A 19,221-nucleotide genomic window follows, 5' to 3' on the forward strand; every position below is an offset into this window, starting at 1 on the left:
GATCCGTTCACGAGGAGACCTTCCAATACGTTGAGCAGCCACGTACGCGTGCCCGCCGAGCGGCGACGGGTGCCGAGAGCGCCACCGGGCTCGGGCCAGGGCGGGTTGTTGTTGCTCAGGCTGATCGTTTGCACATGGGAACGGGCGACTCCTCCCGCAGGGCCGGCCCCGTCAGTCCATCGCCCTTACCTGTCTGGCAACTTTTCCTGGGCGATGTGGCTTGCGTGCTAGCAGCAGGAGGAATTGTTATTCTCGTATTCGGGCTACTCGCCATCTTCCCTGTGTCTACAGCCGAGATACTGGTTAGTATCGCCCTCGTTGCATTATGGCCAGCGACACTGGCTCTGATGGGCGCCTATCGGGAACGGGTATACGGCGAAGGATCAGAAGAGTTCCACAGCATATTCAAGGCTGCCGCTATTTTATTGGCGGCTGCGTCAATAGCAGCTTATCTTTTCGGGCTGTATATCGCTCGCAGCCATGCCCTCACGCTGCTGTCACTCACCTTTGCGTTGACCGTTCTTTCGCGCCATAGCATGCGGCGGTTGAGGAATAGACAGGCGAAGGGCGAGGGCACCCGCCGCCTGGTGGTAGCTGGGTATCGAGCGCAGGTAAGCGATCTGGTTACTCAATTTCGGCGTCAGCCCAACCACGGCATGCAAGTAGTGGGGGTGTGCCTGGTTGATGCGGAGAGTGACATCAATGTGCACGACCTTCCCACTTTAGGAACATTGAGGGACCTCGGAGAGGCAGCCGCCCTGGTCGATGCTGACGCAGTCGTAGTCCTGGCCTCTCCGGCGCTCGACGGTACAGCGCTTCGACGGTTGGTCGAGGATCTGCAGGCACGGCATGTCGACCTGCTCATCGCACCCACCGTGATCGACATAGCTAAGCGCAGACTCAGCGTTCGATCGGTCGCGGGCATGCCACTACTTCAGGTCGAAGTTCAGGAGTCGCGGAGTGCCAGTTGGTGGGTCAAGGCGGTATTTGATCGTATCGTCGCCGCGGTGGCTCTCGTTACCCTGAGCTTGCCTATGATCGCAATTGCTCTCATAATCCGCGCTACGAGCCTGGGTCCAGCACTCCATAGGCAAACGAGGATCGGGAAGGGCGGCCGCGAGTTCCAAGCCCTGAAATTCCGAACGATGGTGGTGGATGCGGACCAGCTAAAGAATGTTCTCCTGGATGATGTGGAGAGTTCTGGGATGCTTTTCCAGATCAGGCCCGATCCACGCATCACCCGAGTGGGCGCCTTTCTCCGCAGATACTCGTTGGATGAGCTGCCGCTACTGATCAACGTACTGCGGGGGGAGATGTCGCTCGTAGGACCGCGGCCTCCGCTCCCTGTGGAGGTCGATATGCATGGCCCTGACATGCGTCAGCGTTTGAGGGTGAAGCCGGGTATGGTTGGACTTTGGCGAGTGAGTGGAATATCCGACCTCAGCTGGGAGGACATGCGTCGCCTTGACGAGCGCTATCTGCAGAATTGGTCCCTGACTCTGGACCTGCAGATTCTCTGGAAAAGTATAATCGCCGCGTTGGGATCGTGACTGATCGCGCCATGCCCCATTAACAGGGTCTGTAATTCGAGGCGGCTGGAAGTGCAATCGTCGCGATGACGCTTCGCTGGCTGATCGTCGCGGATTGATTGTGGCGTTGGAGGTGACTAGTGCGATGCGGCGGGACGCTCCGTGCTCGACACGCTGAACAGGTCGAGATGCTCGTCCGGATCACGACCGACCTCCTCGACGATCGCGCACGCGCTGAACTGACCCCGGACCGGAGCCCCCGCTGATGGCGAGGGCTCCGTGTTGCATATACCGAGCCGCAGGAGGGCCAAGGGCCGGGCCGGTTACTCGAGCGTGCGGAGGCGAGGCAGGGGGGCGCGCTCGTCCTCGTCGGTCCAGAGCAGGGCTTCCACAGCTACGCGCATGCCTGCGTCGCGGAACCACGCCGGGACCTCAGAGTTGGAGAACCTCCCATGCATGAGGGCGTTACGCGAGTGCCGCAGCTTGGCGATGTTAAGCGCGCGCCTTCCATCCGGCAGCCGCTCCACGTACTCCCAAAGGGGGTGGTCGGATGAGGCTGTTTTGGCGAGCATGATGAGTTCCGCGGTCAGCTCTTCTGCCGTGAGAGGGAAGGTCCTTGGAACACGTTGCTCTCTGCTCCGCAGAGAGCTGATCGCCTTGCCGATCGCTCTCGCAGGGCCGCCCATCAGACGAAGTGCGAACCGAACTGAGTGGTAGAGCCGCGTCAAGGGGAGCCCCGCGGATCCACGGCTGATGTGCTGCAGTTCCGGCAACCACTCGTCCTCGAAGATCTGCTGGCGGCAGTCCTCCGGCAATCCGCGGGCGGCGCGCTCAAGGAGCCACGTGGGGAAGCGCTCCAGCCTGGTGGCCGCCTCCTCCTTGATCAGATCGCTGCATGTCGTGCACACCACCGTGACGATGGCGGCGATGATGGCGGCGATCCCGCCGAGGAAGTAGAGGGCGGCCTCGACGAGGAAGTCGTTCACGCGGTACCGCCTTGCGTCCGAAGCCGAGCCGCCGCCGGCGGGCGGAAGGCCTCGCTGAGTGCCTCCAGCCGGGTGGCCGCCATGATGGCGCCGTCCGGCGTGAGAGTGTAGATGCGCCGGGCTCGGCGGCCGGCCTCCTTCGGGTCGATGTCTTCCGGGCTGCTCTTGATCCAGCCAGCGCGCTCCAGCGTGGCGAGGATCGGGTAGGTGGTCCCGCTGGGCTGGCCGGTGAGCTGCATGAGCTCGAAGCCGTAGCGGGGCTGGTCGATGTCCTCCAGGAAGACCTTCAGGATCTGCGCCATCTTGGGTGTGACGCTGACGTGTTCGGCCATGCCGAAGATCCTACATACCCCTATGTAGATTTTACAAATCCGCCACATCCTGTAGGTCCCGTCAGCTCGACGACCCGGACGCGGAACCCATCGGGGCCGAGGAGCGTCTCCGTGCTCCGACCGTACGGCCGGCCTCCGCCGTGGGCACCGCTGGCTTAACGATTCGATCTCTCGCCCTGGACGCCAGCGACCGGGGGAGGGCCACCCGGGTTCGTTTGGCGTGCGCGAGCTGGTGGAGTGGGACAGCCTGAGCGAGGAAGAGCGGGCATCGCGTCGGTGCACCCCATGCCGCTGGCCGCGCGGCTCGACGACGTTGGTGCCATGGAGGCGACGATGGAGCCGGTCTGCCGCACCTGTGAGGGGACAGGCGAGCGGCGGTAGGGCTAACAATTCGATCTCTACCACCGGACCCGATCCCCAGCGGGTGGATCATCGGCTTTTGGACCGATGCAGCTACGCCCCCCGGAGCGCACGATGGCTTACCAAATCCCGCAGCCACCCCCGTACGGCTACCCTGCAGCCCCGCCGCCGCGCAAGACCAACGGCCTGGCGGTCGCGAGCCTCGTCCTGGGCCTCACCGGGTTCGTCACCTGCGGCTTCACCAGCATCCTCGCCGTCGTCTTCGGCCACGTCGCGCTCAGCCAGATCCGCCGCGACCACACCGACGGCCGCGGCATGGCCATCGGCGGCCTGGTCCTCGGCTGGATCCTCACCGGCCTGTGGATCATCTACTGGATCCTCGTGTTCGCCGGTGCGATCGCGGGCATCGGCGGGATCGGTTCCGGCGCGGCGGGAGACCCGACCCCCGGTCGCAGCAGGCTCACCGTCAACGAGACCACCGACGGGAAGCCCGCGGCCGGCGACCACGAGGTGGTCTTCGAAGCCGAGGGAAACGGCGGCGCCACCTCGGCGAACAACGTCACCTACAACCTCGGCTTTGACCTCAAGCAGGAGGCCGGCGTGCCGCTGCCGTACACGAAGACCGTCACGGCTGACGACGACACACGGACGATTTCGCTGTGGGTGCAGAACGCCGACGACAAGGGCAACGTGACGTGCCGCATCAAGGTGGACGGGAAGACCGTCCGCGAGGCGACCGCCAAGGGTCCCTACGGCGTGTGCCGCGTCCAGGTGGACGGGCTGGGCCAGTAGCGCCCGACGTCCTTATCCGATCGCGGGTAATCTGCTGGACGAGCGCGACGCGCTGAACTGAACCCCGATCACGGAGCCCCCGCCGCTGTGATTGGGCGGGGGCGACGCTCAACCCTTGTCGCCGAACTCCTTACGGACCTCGCGGATAACGGTCTCAGCGTTCTGGTCGGCTGCGCTCTGCTGCGCAAGAGTGCGCCGGACCTCCGCCTCTTTCTCCAGTAGGTTCTCCAGAATCCGTCCGGCTTCCCAGGCGATGTCGGGGCGACCAGCCCGCAGCGCGCGCTCCAGCGCGTCCTGAGCCTCCTGGCGGATCTGGGCTCCTTCGGGGTCGTGCAGGGCGGCGCGCCCGGTCGCCGCAAGGGCCTTGGACTCCTGCAAGAGCTGCTGAAGTCGGGTCAGGTCGGGCATGTTTGGGTTATTCACGTTTGGGACCATAGCTGCCGCCCCCGACAACCCGAGCGGGTTCGGGGGCTGGCGGGGCGGCCATGGCCGCGGGCAACCCGCCGGTCCAGGCCCACCAAGATGGGACCTACTTGACCGTACGGCTGCGTCCGGCGCCGGCCTACGGGTGAATGCCGAGCAGGCGCTCGGCGAACTGCAGAAGGCTTTCGAGCACACCGACGGCCGAGGCCGCTGCGACGGCGGGCTTCCAGGCGTCGAGCCACACTCGGGCCATCTTCACCTCGGGGACGGTCGGCATGGGCGGCATGGCCGCCGTCACCACGGGGCCCGCGACATGTTCCTCGGACGGGATCCCAGTCGGCCGGATGACCTGGACGGTGGCCGTACCCGTGATCCCGAGGAACGCCGTTCCGCTCACCGGCCGGATGGACGGTTGTGATTGGAGCTCTTCGAGGAAGTCGACGGCCGTGTCGGCAACGGCTCGGATCTTGCGGAAGACGGCCAGCACTTCGGCCGGTATCTCGATGCGTTCGCTCACGCAGAATCCCCTCGTATGCGGGTCAAAGGCGCAACTCACCCCGTGCGCTTGCGGCACGGTACCGCGTCGTCGCCTGTCGCCGCCTCGGATTGAGCCCGTGTCGCCCGCTTACGCCTATCTGGTGCGCTACATCCCGCTTACTTCCCTAAAACCTTGTAGTAGTCACGTTGACTCTCGTAGTCGCGCCGCAGATACTTAGTAGTAGTCACAATTACTAAGTTTTGTCGGGAGGGCGCGATGATCGAGGTCGGGACCCTGGTTCACTACCACGGCAGCATCGAGGCGCTCCACGGCCAGACCTTCACCGTCGCCCGCCACTGCTGCGACGGCACCCGGCACGTCCTCAACGGCGACGCCGTCCTGCGCCACGTTCGCGCGGCCAGCATCACCCCGGTCGACCAGCCCGACCCGCGCGCCGAACTGGAGCGCGCCATCGCCGCCGAACTGCCCGTCATGATCACCTACGTGGCGGCGGACGGCGAGTGGACCACCCGCACGATCGAGCCGTACGAGCTGACCGAGACCCGCACGGGGGAGCAGCTCGTCCGCGCGATGGACCGCCGCTCCGGCGAGACCCGCTCGTTCCGTCTCGACCGCATCCACGCCCTGAACGTCATGCCGGGCGGGGTGTTCCTCCTCGACCACACGCCCATCCGGGAGCGTGCCGCGCTCGCCCGCATCCGCGCCGAGATCCGCGAGGTCGACCCGGTCGGCTACGGCTACGACGGCATGCGCTGGACCCCCGACTCCCCGATCCCCGTCCTCTGAACCCGCGCCGGGCGGCGAACCAGCCGCCCGGCCCCACCCTCCCGAAAGGACACGATCATGACGATCGACGTCAACCAGCAGCTGTACGACCAGCGGCGCGCCGCCGTCGCCTCCGGCCGTTGGACCCGCCGCGACGACGGCTCCTACGTCGCCTACGACCGCGCCGAAGTCGTCGGCCGCGACGGGCTCGACATGACCCTCGGGGCCGCCGCCCTCTACACCACCACCCCGGCATGGCACGGCCTCGGCAACGTCGTCCCCGGCGGCACCAGCGACATCGGCCGCGTCCTCGCGCTGGGCGGGATCGACTTCGAGGTCGCCCGCCGCGAGGTCCGGTTCTCGTTCATGGGGGAGGGCGAGGCCACCCCCAGCCTGCGGACGTTCGACGGCCAGTACGTCACCGTCCGCACCGACACCGGAGACCCCCTCGGCGTCGTCGGCGCCCGCTACGAAGTGATCCAGAACCGCGACCTGTTCACCTTCCTCGAAGACCTCGTCGGCGAGCACGACATGATCTGGGAATCCGCCGGGGCGCTGCGCGGCGGCCGGAAGGTGTTCGTGTCCATGCGCCTGCCGGAGTCGGTCACGATCGACGCGGAGGGCATCGCCGACGAGATCGTCCCGTTCGTCGTCATGCTCAACTCCCACGACGCCAGCTCCCCGGCCCAGGCGCTCGTCACGCCGTGGCGGCCGGTGTGCGCCAACACCGAACGGTTCGCCGTCCACGACGCCTACACCCGATGGTCCGTGCGGCACACCGCCGGGGCGCTCGACCGCATCCACGAAGCCCGCCGCGCGCTCGGGCTGACCGTCGCCTACTACGAGGAGTGGGCGACGGAGGAGACCCAGCTCGCGCAGACCGCCGTCGTCCTCGACGACGTGCGCCGCCTGATCGACGACCTGTGGCCCGTCGACGAAGACGCCCCGCTCCGGACGACCAACCGGGCCGACGCCCGCCGCGAGCAGGTCATGGCGATGTACGAGAACGAGGCGGACCGGCTCGGCCGCACCGCCTACGCCGCCGAACGCGCCGTCACCGCCTACCTCGACCACATCGCGCCCCGGCGGCCCGGCAAGACCATGACCGAGGAGATCGCCCGCGCGACCGCCCTCCTGGAGGGCGCCGACGACGAGATCAAGACCAAGGCGCACAAGCGGCTCATGCTGCTCGCCCGCCGCTGACCTTCACCCCGGGGCGGCCCGCTCGGAGGACGCGCCGCCCCACCCCGAACCCCTTGGGGGCCGGACACGCGACCCGGGCACGTCCCACTGGCTCGCTTCCGGCCCCCAGGCCTATCCGGACGGAGACCGCCATGCCCCTGCCCACCTTCGACACCACACGCCGCCGCGCGCACCGCCTGCTCGGCGCCGCCGCCGACGAACTCCGCGCCGACTGCCGCCCGGGCGCCGGCCCGAACCCCGCCCAGGCGGAAGCCGTCCGTACGGTGCTCGACCTCCTCGGCCGCGCCCGCGCGCACCTGGACCTGGCGGCCCGCCTCGACGACGAGCCGACCGACGACCACGCGCCGCCCACCTTCGGGGCCCGGCCGTGATCCCAGCTCCACACCCCGCGCTCGTCGAGCTCGACAGCCGGCGAATCCTGCGGGTTACCCTCCCGGCATGGTGGCGGCCCCGCGATAATCCTTGTCGTACCCGATGCGACAAGGAGCCCGCGGTGGCCGCCCCCGATCCCGACGCTGACTACTGGACCATGCAGGACATCGCCGACTACCTCGGCGTGCAACTCCGCACGGTCCACACCTACCGGCACCGCGGCGCCAAGGGCGAAGCCGGCGGCCTGCCGGCGGAGGACAAGATGATGGGCCGCACACCGGTGTGGAAGCCCGCGCGCATCATCCGCTGGGACAAGGACCGGCCCGGGCAAGGCGTCGGCGGCGGCCGGCCCCGCAAAAGCGAGGGGCAATAGACGTGGCCCAGGAGTTGCTGGTCGCGATGATCGGCGTGGGAGGAACAGTCGCGGGCTCGGCGGTGACCTTCATCGGTACCGGCGTCTTGCAGTGGCGGCAGGGACGCGGAGCGGACCAGAAGGCTCGGCAGCAGGCCGTCTCGGAACTGCTGACTGCAGCCGTGATGCTCCATAGCTCAGTACAGGCGTTCCGGGTCGCGTGGATCAACCATCGGTCGCTGTTCAGTCCGGCTCGCGCGGTGATGACCGACTACAACCTCGCCCTGTTGCCACGGCTCGAACGGGTGACACGAGCGCTCAGCGATGTGACGCAATGGCGATCGCGGAGATCGCAGCGCATGGTTGACGCGGCTCGCCGCCTCACAGACGCGGCCGGACAGCTGGTGGAGAATGCCGGCACGACGAGCGACTCCACATACAAGAAGGCGTGCACCGCATTCAATGACGCACTGCGTGAGTTCCGGTCAGCCGTGGACAAGCGTGGAGCCTGAAAAGGAAACGGGAGACGAGCGTGCCTGACGCCGAGGGGATCGAGCCGACCGCCGTCGCGATCATTCACCGGCCCGCCACGCGGATGGTCATGGAGGAGTGGCAGTCGGGCGACGTCGTACTCGACAACCGGGGCAACCTGTACGCCCGCGCCTCCGAGAGGGACGCTGGCCAGGGGTACCCCTGGGGCTACGTGAGCGGTGCCACCCGCACGGTCGACGGGCAGGCGTGGGTACCCGAGGGCTCGCTGGAGGAAGGCTTTCCAGTGCGCCCGCTGACGCTGCTCGTACGAGAGGGGAGACCCGTCCGATGAACGCGCCCGCCCCGACGAGACGCTCGCCCCGGATCGCCCAGCTCGTCCTGGCCGAGGAGTGTGTGATGTGATCGGGCCGAGGCGGCACGAGTGATTTAGGTCACAGTCGGTGGGGGGCATCTCTACCAGTGGGCAAGAGCATGTCCCCCGACCTGTAATCGCGCTCCTACTCGAAAGGGCAAGAGTCTGCCCCAGAAATAGAACGTGTTTCAGTTCGCATCAGCTCCAAAGCTAGGGTTATAACAACGTGGAAGGGCCTCCTACCTGCCCAGAGTTGACTGCCCTGACCGGTAGGAGGCCCGACCACCTCTTACGAGGTGTGATGAGAATCGACGGCAATCCAGATGATCCACAAGATCAGCCTGGCCGCCGCGAGATGGGTGCGAACCCGCAGGTTCACATCTCGGTCGTTCTCCTTACGACGGTGACGCCCCATGGGATGTCCCTTCTCCGCCGGACCGTCCGGCGGATTTGCCAACGGACGGGTTGTGTCGAGGAGACCGGGACATCTTCCAGCGCGAGCCGTCTCAGATCACCGTAAAGCCACGGCCGCGTCACCGGCGGCGTCCGGCGGCCTGGGAGAGACAAGGGGGATGACGATCCTTAACCAGGGGAGATCGCGACGCCCCCTCGGTGGGAGATGTCTCATCCCCATCCCCGGGTACCGACGGGTCGCCGGGCACCAATGGTCGGTTCAGCGCGCCGACGCTGCGCTTGATCGTCCCGTTAGAAGAGGGGCTGCGCTTCGACCCAGCGCTGCACGAACGCGACGCCCTCGTCGGTCAAGGCGTACACGTCGTTGGTCTGTGTCTCGACGATGAGGCTCTCGCCCCAGTAGTGCCCGTTGCGCAACGGGGGATACCAGGGGATCTCCTCTAAATAACCCTCCCGCAGAAGGAACATCACGAGGACGCGAGAACTGGGCGGGAGCTCAATGTGCCGCTCCTCTGGGTGCATAGCGAAGTACACGAGCACGCGGCGCTCGACGTCGCCATAGCGACTGTTCAGCAATCCGAGGTTCGCCTTGTACTGGCGGAGCGCCTTACGGTCGAGCTTCCGCGGGCCGGTGCCGTTCTGCTTCCGAGCATGGCAGTTCGCGCAGAGCAAGATCAGATTGTCGAACTCATGCTTCTTGACCTTGGCGTAGTCATCGATGTGCTCTATCTGCAGGCCCTCGGTCTGCTTGCACGTCGGTATGGCACATCGGTGGCCGGCCTCCATGAAGACGGCGCGCTCGATGTCGGCCGGGATTCGCGGGCGTCCCTCTGCCATGAGATCACCTGACCGAGGTCTTGGAAGCGCGGGCGGCGCGCCGCTTGGCCACCTCGGCGGCGATCTCTTCCCGGCTGGAGGGTTCCCACCCGTCAGGGTCCGCAGCCCATTTATCGGTCAATTCGGCGAGGGCTCCCGCCCAAGTTCCAAGGGCGACCCATGCTGAAACCTTGTCCTGGTCGTTCATGTCGAACGTGGCCTCATACTCAGGGACCCATGTTCCGATCAACTCGGTCATGCGCTCACTGAGCCACTCACGAAATGGCGCGTAGCGCTCGTCGGGTATGGCCGCCAGCGGACTTGCTGCATTCATCACCTCGCCGAGACTGGCCATAACGCTGCCTATATTGCTTTTCGTTACCGTGAAGGCCAGTTGCCGGAACGCGAGGGCGAGGCGCTCCGCTCTATCCCGGCGCCGCTCGTCCACCCGGGCCTCGAACGCCTTCCGGTCCGCCTCCTCCCGAACCTGCCGCTCGTGCTCATCCGCCGCCTCGCGGGCTTCCCGCTCCTTCCGGATCAAATACACCGTCACAGCAACAGAACCGGCGATCGCGAGGACCGCGCCAACGATCGCACCGCCGAAGTCGCCCCAGACGATGTCCTTCCAGAAGTCGATGCCGTCGGGCGGCGGAACGACGGTGATCACCGGCGTGGGGGCAGTGGTGAAGATAGGCACTGTCTGCGTGACGGTGACTGTGGGAACGGGCGACGGCGTCGGCGCCATGAAGAGCATGCGCGGAACCTATCGGACGGGGCTGACAATTCGAACAAACCGCCGGGGCTGATCATGCAACGGCCGTCGGTCGCGCTGGAGTTCCCGCAATGATGGTGGTGTGAGCGGATGGACGATCGATGACGCGGCCCAGCTGCTGCACCCGGAGATGAGCACGGAGGAGATCCGAGCCATGATCGAGCTGTTCAGCATCCCGCCGTACGGCTCACGCCGCACCGGGCGCCGCGGCCGGCCCCTCGCGACGTACGACCCCACCGTCCTGCAACACGCCCACGCCGTGGTGCTGCGCGCTCGTGTTGACCTTGGTGTATTTCGGGCCGCATAATTCGCAGTGAAGAGGTGTCCCTAAACCCGGCCGATATGCCGGGTTTTCGCATATCGGGGGTCAGTCCCAGACGCCGGTCACGCGCCACCCCGCCCGCTCCTGGACGAGCTTCAGCACGCCGGACCCGGCCGGGCCGACCGCCCGCACCACGTGGTGCCGCACCGTGAGCTTCTCGATCGGTAGCCCGGCGCCGTCGCCTGTCCACCACGGCGCCTGTTCCTCCCAGTGCGGTTCGACCGGTTCGGCCACCCGATAGATCCGGCCCCAGGCGTGGATCCGGACCGGGAGTCCGTGCTCATCGGTCTCGACCTTCGCGGGTTCGTTGTAGCGCCGCACCCGCCCAGTATCGTGCACCTGTTCGAGCCTGCTCAGTAGGCCGGGCAGATGTACGTCCGGACAGCGGCCAGGATCTTCGCTGACTTCGCCTTGCCGAAGCCATCCGGGTGATCCGGCGAGGTGAAGCGCATGTTCGTCAGCTGCACCAGCCGGTCGCGGTCGTCGGGGTGCTCCTTGATCGAACTGCACTGGTTGCGGGCCCGGTCCACAGCCTTGTCCTCCTTGCCGTGGACGATGTCCGGGTCAATCGCTTCCAGGGCCTGGATGAAAGCGGCTTGAGTCCTCGGGTCCGGCTTCGGGGGGATCCCGGCGTCCGCCTGGATGCTCGACATGACGGCCGAGGGGATCGCTGTCGGCTTGGCCGTGGTCGGCGCCGAGGGCTGGCTCTCGGAGCCGCACCCGCCGACGAGCAACACGGCAGCGATACCGAGTAACGCGATGGGTCTCATGTCGTGACCGTATGACCACGCCCCATGATCCCAAGCCTTTCGTAATCACTCCGATACGGGGAGGCGCCGTGTCGCCGTACACGAAGGCGTGGCTGATCTGGGGCGGCGTCACCGCCGGCGGGTTCGCCGTGATCGAGGGCCTCGCGCTGGCATCGGGCGACATGGCCAACACCTTGTCCGCGCACCTGCGCCTGGCCCTCGGGCTCGACCCAGCACGCCGGTGGGGCGTCATCGGGGGCCTCGCCTTCACCGCCGCCTGCGTCTGGCTGATCTGGCACATCGTGATCGACCGGTCGAAGAAAGCCCGGTGACCGGTCGGCTGTGCCCCCGCACATGGGGATCGGCCTGCCCCGACCACTACGGCCACTCGCACCGCTGCACCCGCGTCCGCGTCCACAAGGGCCCGTGCGAGTGCGAATGCTCCGCCACGAACGGCGACTACCCCTAACCCGAGGAGAGCGCGATGCCGCGGAGCCCAGGCCGCACCGGCCGACGGTGGCGCCGCGCCCGCGCCCAGCTCTTCGCCGAAGCCCCGGACCTGTGCTGGCTGTGCGGTCACGCCGGCACCACGGACGCCGACCACGAGCCCGCGCTGAAGATCCTGGAACAGCTGGGGCTCGATCCGTGCGACCAGCGCTACCTGCGCCGGGCGCACGGCGTGAACGGCTGCCCGACCTGCGGCCGTAAATGCAACCAGGAAAAGGGGGCCAAGACCATGCTCCCCGCCTCACCCACCTCCCGGGCCTGGTGATGATCTACCGGGTTCTGCCAGTTCCTGCTGGACTGGCAGTCGCATGGAGTATTCGGGGGCGGTGGCAGAGCCAGCACGCCCGGTGGCGCATCTGAGTCCGGGCAGCACGCCGTGGGGCTGATCGTCGTATCGGGGCCACCAGCATCGGGGAAAACCACCTGGGTCCGGGAACACGCTCGCCCCGGTGACATCGTCGTCGACTACGACCGCCTCGTGCTCGCTCTCACCGTTGACGGATCCGACACCCTCGACCACCCACGCCACCTGCGCAGTGTGGCCTCACGCGCCCGCAGCGCAGCCATCCGTGAAGCGCTGCAGCACACCCAGCACTGCGACGTGTACGTCATCCACTCGCTGCCCCCTGCTGACGCCCTCGCACGATACGCAGAGCACAACGCACAACTGATCACCATCGACCCCGGCCGCGACGTCGTCCTCACACGCATCCGCCGCGAGCGCCCACCCACCATGCTCGCCGTCGCAGAGCGCTGGTACGCAAGCAATAATCACGCAGCGCAACCAGCCACAGTCACATCACGCCCTTGGTGACCCAGTGCGACCGACCCAATGGTGTCACGCACAGTAACAATCAGCTCTTGCTCACAATTAGTGACAACCGCAGCTCACAGCCCGCAGGCACGTTTGCCCAGGTCGCAGGGGTAGGGGGGCTACCTCCCATCGTGATCATGTAACCCCCGGGGGACCCCGCGCCCACTCGCCCGTTTCTCTCCCCACTACAAAAAGTGATTTCCTCAAGATCGATACAGACCGTGACGATCGCCGGATCCCGCTTTGTCACTTTCCGTGAACCCCCGTGGTGTCACTCTGCGTCACTAGTGTCAGGAGGTGGCCATGGTTGCCGATGACATGCCCGCCCTCGTCGCCGCGGTGCAGGCGGACCTGAAGCGGTGGCAGATCCGCCCGGACTCGGCGCTCGCCGCGAGCGCGCTGGACCTCGCGGAGCGGCTGTCGGCGCCGGGGATCCGGCCGGCCGCGGCGAGCATGCTGCACGCGCAGCTGCGGGCGACCTTGACGGACCTGGCGAAGCTCGCGGTGCCGGAGGAGAAGCCGGGCGACCCGATCGACGAGCTGCAGAAGCGGCGTAACGAGCGGCGGAAGGGCGCATGACGACCGCGCTCACGCCCGTGATCGGCGCGCAGGAGCCGCGGATCGTCTCGATCCCGCCGTACCGGTCGTCGGCGGGGCAGGAGGCCATCGAGCTCGCCGCGTCGGTCGGGCTGGTCCTCGACCCGTGGCAGGAGTTCTGCCTTCATCACGGCCTGGGCGAGCGGGCCGACGGCCGGTGGGCGGCGTTCGAGTGTGGCGTCGTTGTGAGCCGGCAGAACGGCAAGGGCGGCGTCTTCGAAGCGAGGTGCCTGGCCGGGCTGTACTTGTTCGGCGAGCGGCTGATCCTTTACAGCGCTCACGAGTTCAAGACCGCGCAGGAGATGTTCCTGCGGATGCGGATGCTGGTCGAGGGGAGCGACGCGCTGCGCCGCCGGGTGAAGAAGATCCCGACGTCGCATGGCGAGGAGGGCATCGAGCTGCTCGACGGCCGCCGGCTGCGGTTCGTGGCGCGCTCGACTGGCTCCGGCCGCGGTTTCAGCGGCGACTTGAACATCATGGACGAGGCGTTCAACTTGCCGGACACGGCGGTGGATGCGCTGATGCCCACGATGTCCGCGAGGCCGAATCCGCAGTTGTGGTACGGCTCCAGCGCGGCGGACAAGAGGCTCGCGCCGTGTGAGCAGCTGGCCCGGGTGCGGCGCCGCGGTATCAAGGGCGACGACCCGAGCCTGTTCTACGCCGAATGGTCGATCGACCCGCACTCGGAGCAGTGCGCGCGGGACGAGAACGGCGCCCTCACCTGTACTGATCACGATGACCCGGACGCGGTGGAGTCGTGGGCGAAGGCCAACCCGGCGCTGGGGATCCGGATCTCGGTGGAGCACGTCGCCCGGGAGCGCGCCTCGATGGGGGAGAAGGGCTTCCTGCGGGAGCGGCTCGGCGTGGGCGACTGGCCGAGCGATCAGGCCGACCAGTGGGCCGTGATCCCCGAGGCGAGGTGGCGGGCGCTGGCCGACCCGAGCAGCGAGATGGTGTCCCGGGTGGCGTTCGCGATCCACACGGCGCCGGACCGGTCGTGGACGGCCATCAGCGTGGCTGGCCGGCGCGCGGATGGGCTGCTGCACCTGGAGGTCGTGGACTACCGGCCGGGCACGCGGTGGGCGGTCGAGCGTGCCGTGCAGCTGCAGGAGCGGTGGGACCCGGCGGCGCTGGTGGTGGACGCGGGCGGCCCGGCGGGGTCGCTGATCGCGGATCTGGAGGCGGCGGGTCTGGAGGTCGTCAAGCCGACCTCGCGGGATGTCGGGCACGGCTTCGGCCAGGTGATCGATGCGGTGATGCCGGAGGACGGGGAGCCGACGTTGCGGTATCTGCCGCATCCGGCGTTGGACGCGGCGGTGGCCGGTGCGGTGACGCGGCGGCTCGGTGATGCCAAGGCGTGGGACGCGCGGGCGGCCGGGGTGGACATCTGCGCGCTGGTGGCCGGAACTCACGCCGTGTGGGGCTATCTGGCGCACGGCCAGGTCGAGGCGGAGACGGTCGAGCCGTACGCGGTGTGGGACTGAAGGAGCGGAGGACCATGGTCACCTTGAGCATCCCGATGGAGCAGATTCGGGAGGAGGCCCGGCAGCTCGACCCCGTGCGGGTGCTGCTGGCGGTCCTGGTCGCGCCGTTCCTGGCCGTCGGCTGGACGGCGCGGGCGGTGTGGACGCTGCTGACGCTGGCGTACGCCGCGGTGAAGGTCGGCTGGCAGGTCGGCCCGCAGGGTCCCTCGGGCCCGAGCCGACCGCGGGATGCCCGATGAGCGCGGAGCTGGCCGACCTGCTGGAGAGCGTTGAGGAGGCGGCCATCGTCCGGCCGGGTGACACGCTCGTCCTGCGCCTCGGCGAGGGCGTCTCCGCCGAGCAGTTCGCCCGGTTCCGCGACGGCGCGCTGCCCGCCCTGAAGGAGCGCCTGCCCGACGTCGAGCTGCTACTCGTCGGCGGGGTGGAGCAGATGGTCGTGCACCGCCCCGGTGAGGGCGACGGCCCCTGATGGGTGTCCTCGAGCGGATCGCCGCCGCCTACGTCGAGACCAGCCAGCGGCCCTCCGCTGACGCGCGTTTCGGCTGGGACGACTACCTCAGCCTGTTCACCGGCGGCGACCCGTTCGTGTCCGGTTTCCGGCAGACACTCGCTGGGTCGCAGGAGCGCATCGAGGGCAACTTCGAGGGCATCGTCAACGGCGCCTACAAGAGGTCGGGCGTCGTGTTCGCGTGCATCCTCGCCCGGCTGCTGATCTTCTCCGAGGCGCGGTTCCAGTGGCAGCGCATGCAGGAGGGCCGGCCCGGGAAACTGTTCGGCACGCCGGAGCTGGCCCTGTTGGAGACGCCGTGGCCGAACGGCACGACCGGCGATCTGCTCGCGAGGATGGAACAGGACGCCTCCATGGCGGGCAACTTCTTCGCGACCAGGCGCCGGGGCCGGGCCGGGCAGCGGGTCGTGCGGATGCGGCCGGACTGGGTGACGATCGTCCTCGGATCGGATGACGACCCGCAGGTCGAGCCGTGGGACCTGGACGCCGAGCTGGTCGGCTACTTCTACCAGCCTGGTGGCCCCGGCTCGGACCGGGATCCGGTGTTCCTGCTGCCGGAGGAAGTCGCGCACTACGCGCCGATCCCCGACCCGCTCGCCACCTACCGCGGCATGTCGTGGCTGACAGGTGTGATGCGGGAGATCGAGGCCGACCAGGCCGCGACCACGCACAAGCTGAAGTTCTTCACCAACGGCGCCACGCCCAACCTCGTGGTCAGCATGGACGCCAAGGTCACGCCGGAGGCGTTCGAACGGTTCAAGGCCGTGATGGACGCCAAGCACAAGGGCCTGCACAACGCGTACAAGACGCTCTACCTGGGCGGCGGCGCGGACGTGAAAGTCGTCGGCAACAGCTTCGAGCAGATGAGCTTCAAGGCGGTGCAGGCGCTGGGGGAGACCCGGATTGCCGCCGCGGCGGGGGTGCCGCCGGTCATCGTGGGCCTGTCGGAGGGCCTGCAGTCAGCCACGTACAGCAATTACGCGCAGGCCAGGCGCCGATTCGCGGACGGCACGCTCAGGCCCCTGTGGAGGTCCGCAGCCGGGGCGCTGGCGACGCTGCTGACCAGGCCGGGCAATGCGAGCGGGCCGGCGCGCCTCTGGTACGACGACAGGGACATCAGTTTTCTGAGGGAGGACGCCAAGGAGGCCGCGGACATCCTCCGCCAGCAGGCGTCCACGATCAACCAGCTGATCATGGCGGGCTACGAGGCCGATTCCGTGATCGCCGCCGTCACCTCCGGTGACTTCACCCAGCTCACCCACACCGGCCTCTTCAGTGTCCAGCTCCAGCCACCCGGAACCCGGGCTCGCCGACGTGCTCTTGCGCAGGCGCGAGCTCGCGCGCTCGCACTTGGCGGCGCGCTCCCGAATACCGACACCGACGACATGGAAGGGCCGTGATGAAGTCGCGGGATCTGATCACCGTTCGTGCGCTCACCGTGCCTGCCGCCCTCCTGTCGCGGGCCGCAGCCGCCCAGGCGGCCGACCCGGCCGAACGCGGCGACCAGTCGACGCTGCGGGCCGACGGCGACGCCCAGGTCATGGTGCTGCGGTTCTCTGCGTTCGGCGTCTGGTACGAGATCAACTCCTGGTATGAGGGCCGCTTCCTGGAGCGGGTCCTGCCCGGTGCGTTCACCAAGACCATCGCCGAGCGGGGCGACCGGGTGAAGATCCTGTTCAACCACGGAACGGACTTCTTCATCGGCGACAAGATCCTCGGCGTGCCGGAGGTGCTGGAGGAGCGGTCCGACGGCGCGTATGCCGAGGTGCCCCTGCTGGACACCAGTTACAACCGGGACCTGATTCCGGGCCTGGCCGCCAAGGGCTACGGCAGCTCGTTCATGTTCAACGTCACGGACGAGCTGTGGAACTACGACCCCGAGCCCTCCGAGCACAACCCCGACGGGCTGCCCGAGCGATCGATCCTGCAGGTGCGGCTGTTCGAGGCCGGCCCGGTCACCTGGCCCGCCAGCCACGCCGCGACCGCCGGGCTGCGCTCCATCGGCATGACCGACTGGTACGGCGAGCAGCTCCGCTCCCGGGACCGCGACCGGCACGAGGCGCTCGTGCGGTCCTTCACAGACTTCCGTGACAAGCACGGACTTCGCACCTCCGGCGGTGAGGCCGCCCGAGCCGACGCGGACCCCGTCCGCGACGAGCCGGGCACCGCGCCGCAGGGGGCCGCGGACAGCCCGACCGACGCGCCGGACACCCCGGTAGTGCACCACGCGAGCGGTCTCACCCCATCACAGCGCGGCGCCCGCTTCCGGGCGCAGCGCTACCCATTCCTGACCAAGGAGGCGTCCTGATGGACGAGATCCTGCGCAGGCTCGGTGAGATCGAGACCGAGATGCGCGCACTGCACGAGGCCGCCGGAGACGAGCCGTTCACCGACGAGCAGCAGACCCGCTGGAACGAGCTGGAGGAGCAGCGCGCCGAGCAGCTGCGCCTGCAGGAGGAAGAGCGCGCCCGCCAGGCGGAGCTGGAGCGGCGCCGCGGCATGGTGGCGAACTTCGCCGCGCGCGGCGCGACCGAGCCCGGCGACGGCAACGTGGACGTGCGTGGCCCGCGGTCGCCGGAGTTCATGCAGCGCGTCGACCCGTGGGACGGCAGCGAGCTGCGCGCCCTGTCCCGACGGGAGGTGCGTGACCGGTCGCTGAAGGTCCTGGAGGCCAGGGACAGCACGCGGCACCTGGCGACCGACCAGGTCGACAAGGTCGACCGGCTGCTGCGCGCCCGCACGGACAACTGCGACGGCGGTGTCATCGGCCGGCGGCTGCTGGCCACGGAGAACGACGCCTACCGCAGCGCGTTCATGAAGGCCAGCCTGCACGCGCACCCGGTGTTCACCGAGGAGGAGGCGCGGGCGGTCGACGAGTTCCGCGCCATGTCCGGCGGTACCGACGCGGCCGGCGGGTTCGGGATTCCGGTCCTGATCGACCCGACGATCATCCTGACGGCGCAGGGGTCGCTGAACCCGTTCCGGCGGATCTCCCGCCAGGTGACGATCACGACCGACGAGTGGAAGGGCGTGTCCAGCGCCGGCGTCTCGTGGTCGTACGACGCGGAGGGGGCGACCGTCTCCGACGACTCGCCGACGCTCGCGCAGCCGTCCGTCAAGGTGCACATGGCCCGCGGCTTCATCCCGTACTCGATCGAGGTCGGGATGGACTACCCGGGGTTCGCCGACGAGATGTCGACGCTCCTCACGGAGGGCTACGACGAGCTGCAGGCCCAGTCGATGGCTGTCGGCACCGGCTCCAACCAGCCGTTCGGAATCATCACGGCGCTGGACGCCAACACCAACGTCGAGGTCGTCGTCACCACCGACGGCGCGTTCGGCGGCGTCGACATCAACAAGGTGTGGGGCGCCCTGCCCGACCGGTGGAAGCAGAACGCCACCTGGGTGATGAACCACGACGTCGGCAACGAGGTCGCCACGTTCGGCAACGGCAACAACCTGTCGTTCATGACCGTCGACCTGACCGGCGTGCTGGAGACGATCCGGCAGCGGCCGGTCGAGTTCGCCAGCTACTTCCCGGACTTCACCGGGACGACCAACGCGAGCAACATCCTCGTCGTCGGCGACTTCCGCAACTACCTGATCGCCGACCGGGCGGGCATGAGCCTGGAGCTGGTGCCGCACCTGTTCGACGTCACGAACAACCGGCCCACCGGTCAGCGCGGCTGGTTCGCCTGGGCCCGGCACGGCGCGAACTCGATCAACGACAACGGGTTCCGCCTCCTGCAGAACCAGTAGGCGTAACCGTTCCCCTGGCCGG

The 19,221-nt window shown here is 68.0% G+C and carries 27 protein-coding genes; 19 read left to right on the forward strand and 8 right to left on the reverse strand.

Annotated elements, in window-relative coordinates:
• Nucleotides 1-134: 134 nt before the first annotated feature.
• Nucleotides 135-1,550 (forward strand): sugar transferase, encoded by a 1,416-nt coding sequence (locus tag ACWEQG_RS01700; RefSeq protein WP_452280797.1) that lies wholly within the window; start codon nt 135-137, stop codon nt 1,548-1,550.
• 302 nt (nt 1,551-1,852) lie between these two features.
• Here ACWEQG_RS01700 and ACWEQG_RS01705 read toward each other — a convergent pair whose 3' ends face one another.
• Both ACWEQG_RS01705 and ACWEQG_RS01710 read right to left on the reverse strand, forming a co-directional pair.
• Nucleotides 1,853-2,515: a hypothetical protein gene (locus ACWEQG_RS01705; RefSeq protein WP_452280799.1), complete on the reverse strand. Its 663-nt coding sequence runs from the start codon at nt 2,513-2,515 to the stop codon at nt 1,853-1,855.
• On the reverse strand, nt 2,512-2,847 hold the full coding sequence (locus ACWEQG_RS01710; protein WP_452280801.1) for a PadR family transcriptional regulator: 336 nt from the start codon (nt 2,845-2,847) through the stop codon (nt 2,512-2,514). The genes ACWEQG_RS01705 and ACWEQG_RS01710 overlap by 4 nt, the downstream gene beginning before the upstream one ends.
• 474 nt (nt 2,848-3,321) lie before the next feature.
• Between ACWEQG_RS01710 and ACWEQG_RS01715 the strand changes: the two genes are divergently transcribed.
• Nucleotides 3,322-3,999, forward strand: a complete 678-nt coding sequence (locus ACWEQG_RS01715) for a DUF4190 domain-containing protein (RefSeq protein ID WP_452280803.1) — start codon at nt 3,322-3,324, stop codon at nt 3,997-3,999.
• 108 nt (nt 4,000-4,107) lie between these two features.
• Here the strand turns inward: ACWEQG_RS01715 and ACWEQG_RS01720 are convergent, their stop codons facing one another.
• Both ACWEQG_RS01720 and ACWEQG_RS01725 read right to left on the reverse strand, forming a co-directional pair.
• Entirely contained in the window at nt 4,108-4,407 is a 300-nt protein-coding gene (locus ACWEQG_RS01720) for a hypothetical protein (protein WP_452280805.1), read from the reverse strand.
• 154 nt (nt 4,408-4,561) lie between these two features.
• Nucleotides 4,562-4,939, reverse strand: a complete 378-nt coding sequence (locus ACWEQG_RS01725; RefSeq protein ID WP_452280807.1) for a hypothetical protein — start codon at nt 4,937-4,939, stop codon at nt 4,562-4,564.
• Nucleotides 4,940-5,176: 237 nt separating this feature from the next.
• Between ACWEQG_RS01725 and ACWEQG_RS01730 the strand changes: the two genes are divergently transcribed.
• From ACWEQG_RS01730 to ACWEQG_RS01755, 6 genes are all read left to right on the forward strand, one after another.
• Nucleotides 5,177-5,707 (forward strand): WYL domain-containing protein, encoded by a 531-nt coding sequence (locus ACWEQG_RS01730; RefSeq protein WP_452280809.1) that lies wholly within the window; start codon nt 5,177-5,179, stop codon nt 5,705-5,707.
• A 57-nt stretch (nt 5,708-5,764) separates the two neighbouring features.
• A complete protein-coding gene (locus ACWEQG_RS01735; protein ID WP_452280811.1) occupies nt 5,765-6,889 on the forward strand; it encodes a DUF932 domain-containing protein in 1,125 nt (374 codons plus the stop codon).
• 131 nt (nt 6,890-7,020) lie between these two features.
• Nucleotides 7,021-7,260, forward strand: coding sequence for a hypothetical protein (locus ACWEQG_RS01740; protein WP_452280813.1), 240 nt, complete (start codon nt 7,021-7,023; stop codon nt 7,258-7,260).
• A gap of 122 nt (nt 7,261-7,382) precedes the next feature.
• Nucleotides 7,383-7,634 carry a hypothetical protein gene (locus ACWEQG_RS01745; RefSeq protein ID WP_452280815.1) on the forward strand — a complete coding sequence of 84 codons (252 nt, stop codon included), beginning with the start codon at nt 7,383-7,385 and terminating at the stop codon, nt 7,632-7,634.
• A gap of 2 nt (nt 7,635-7,636) precedes the next feature.
• Complete coding sequence (locus ACWEQG_RS01750; RefSeq protein WP_452280817.1) at nt 7,637-8,125, forward strand: hypothetical protein; 489 nt, start codon at nt 7,637-7,639, stop codon at nt 8,123-8,125.
• A 20-nt stretch (nt 8,126-8,145) separates the two neighbouring features.
• On the forward strand, nt 8,146-8,436 hold the full coding sequence (locus tag ACWEQG_RS01755; protein WP_452280819.1) for a hypothetical protein: 291 nt from the start codon (nt 8,146-8,148) through the stop codon (nt 8,434-8,436).
• Nucleotides 8,437-9,162: 726 nt separating this feature from the next.
• Here the strand turns inward: ACWEQG_RS01755 and ACWEQG_RS01760 are convergent.
• Nucleotides 9,163-9,708 (reverse strand): HNH endonuclease signature motif containing protein, encoded by a 546-nt coding sequence (locus tag ACWEQG_RS01760; protein WP_452280821.1) that lies wholly within the window; start codon nt 9,706-9,708, stop codon nt 9,163-9,165.
• A gap of 4 nt (nt 9,709-9,712) precedes the next feature.
• Nucleotides 9,713-10,441, reverse strand: coding sequence for a hypothetical protein (locus ACWEQG_RS01765; protein WP_452280823.1), 729 nt, complete (start codon nt 10,439-10,441; stop codon nt 9,713-9,715).
• Between the two features lie 100 nt (nt 10,442-10,541).
• Between ACWEQG_RS01765 and ACWEQG_RS01770 the strand changes: the two genes are divergently transcribed.
• Nucleotides 10,542-10,766, forward strand: coding sequence for a hypothetical protein (locus ACWEQG_RS01770; protein ID WP_452280825.1), 225 nt, complete (start codon nt 10,542-10,544; stop codon nt 10,764-10,766).
• A gap of 60 nt (nt 10,767-10,826) precedes the next feature.
• Here ACWEQG_RS01770 and ACWEQG_RS01775 read toward each other — a convergent pair whose 3' ends face one another.
• Together ACWEQG_RS01775 and ACWEQG_RS01780 are read right to left on the reverse strand one after the other, a co-directional pair.
• Nucleotides 10,827-11,120: a hypothetical protein gene (locus tag ACWEQG_RS01775; RefSeq protein WP_452280827.1), complete on the reverse strand. Its 294-nt coding sequence runs from the start codon at nt 11,118-11,120 to the stop codon at nt 10,827-10,829.
• 14 nt (nt 11,121-11,134) lie between these two features.
• Nucleotides 11,135-11,551: a hypothetical protein gene (locus ACWEQG_RS01780; RefSeq protein WP_452280829.1), complete on the reverse strand. Its 417-nt coding sequence runs from the start codon at nt 11,549-11,551 to the stop codon at nt 11,135-11,137.
• A 68-nt stretch (nt 11,552-11,619) separates the two neighbouring features.
• Here ACWEQG_RS01780 and ACWEQG_RS01785 point away from each other — a divergent pair, with 68 nt between their 5' ends.
• The 10 genes from ACWEQG_RS01785 (at nt 11,620) to ACWEQG_RS01830 (ending at nt 19,199) form a co-directional block, all read left to right on the forward strand.
• A complete protein-coding gene (locus ACWEQG_RS01785; RefSeq protein WP_452280831.1) occupies nt 11,620-11,862 on the forward strand; it encodes a hypothetical protein in 243 nt (80 codons plus the stop codon).
• A gap of 152 nt (nt 11,863-12,014) precedes the next feature.
• Nucleotides 12,015-12,302 carry a hypothetical protein gene (locus ACWEQG_RS01790; RefSeq protein ID WP_452280833.1) on the forward strand — a complete coding sequence of 96 codons (288 nt, stop codon included), beginning with the start codon at nt 12,015-12,017 and terminating at the stop codon, nt 12,300-12,302.
• Between the two features lie 111 nt (nt 12,303-12,413).
• Complete coding sequence (locus tag ACWEQG_RS01795; protein WP_452280835.1) at nt 12,414-12,851, forward strand: AAA family ATPase; 438 nt, start codon at nt 12,414-12,416, stop codon at nt 12,849-12,851.
• 303 nt (nt 12,852-13,154) lie between these two features.
• Nucleotides 13,155-13,430 carry a hypothetical protein gene (locus ACWEQG_RS01800; protein WP_452280837.1) on the forward strand — a complete coding sequence of 92 codons (276 nt, stop codon included), beginning with the start codon at nt 13,155-13,157 and terminating at the stop codon, nt 13,428-13,430.
• Complete coding sequence (locus tag ACWEQG_RS01805; protein WP_452280839.1) at nt 13,427-14,932, forward strand: hypothetical protein; 1,506 nt, start codon at nt 13,427-13,429, stop codon at nt 14,930-14,932. The genes ACWEQG_RS01800 and ACWEQG_RS01805 overlap by 4 nt, the downstream gene beginning before the upstream one ends.
• Before the next feature lie 14 nt (nt 14,933-14,946).
• Nucleotides 14,947-15,171: a hypothetical protein gene (locus tag ACWEQG_RS01810; protein WP_452280841.1), complete on the forward strand. Its 225-nt coding sequence runs from the start codon at nt 14,947-14,949 to the stop codon at nt 15,169-15,171.
• Nucleotides 15,168-15,401 carry a hypothetical protein gene (locus ACWEQG_RS01815; RefSeq protein ID WP_452280843.1) on the forward strand — a complete coding sequence of 78 codons (234 nt, stop codon included), beginning with the start codon at nt 15,168-15,170 and terminating at the stop codon, nt 15,399-15,401. The genes ACWEQG_RS01810 and ACWEQG_RS01815 overlap by 4 nt, the downstream gene beginning before the upstream one ends.
• Nucleotides 15,401-16,840 carry a phage portal protein gene (locus ACWEQG_RS01820; RefSeq protein WP_452280845.1) on the forward strand — a complete coding sequence of 480 codons (1,440 nt, stop codon included), beginning with the start codon at nt 15,401-15,403 and terminating at the stop codon, nt 16,838-16,840. Before ACWEQG_RS01815 ends, ACWEQG_RS01820 begins: the two co-directional genes overlap by 1 nt.
• Complete coding sequence (locus ACWEQG_RS01825) at nt 16,840-17,748, forward strand: HK97 family phage prohead protease (RefSeq protein ID WP_452280847.1); 909 nt, start codon at nt 16,840-16,842, stop codon at nt 17,746-17,748. The genes ACWEQG_RS01820 and ACWEQG_RS01825 overlap by 1 nt, the downstream gene beginning before the upstream one ends.
• Nucleotides 17,748-19,199 carry a phage major capsid protein gene (locus tag ACWEQG_RS01830; RefSeq protein ID WP_452280849.1) on the forward strand — a complete coding sequence of 484 codons (1,452 nt, stop codon included), beginning with the start codon at nt 17,748-17,750 and terminating at the stop codon, nt 19,197-19,199. Before ACWEQG_RS01825 ends, ACWEQG_RS01830 begins: the two co-directional genes overlap by 1 nt.
• Nucleotides 19,200-19,221: the final 22 nt, after the last annotated feature.

It is taken from the genome of Microbispora sp. NPDC004025 (assembly GCF_053604425.1).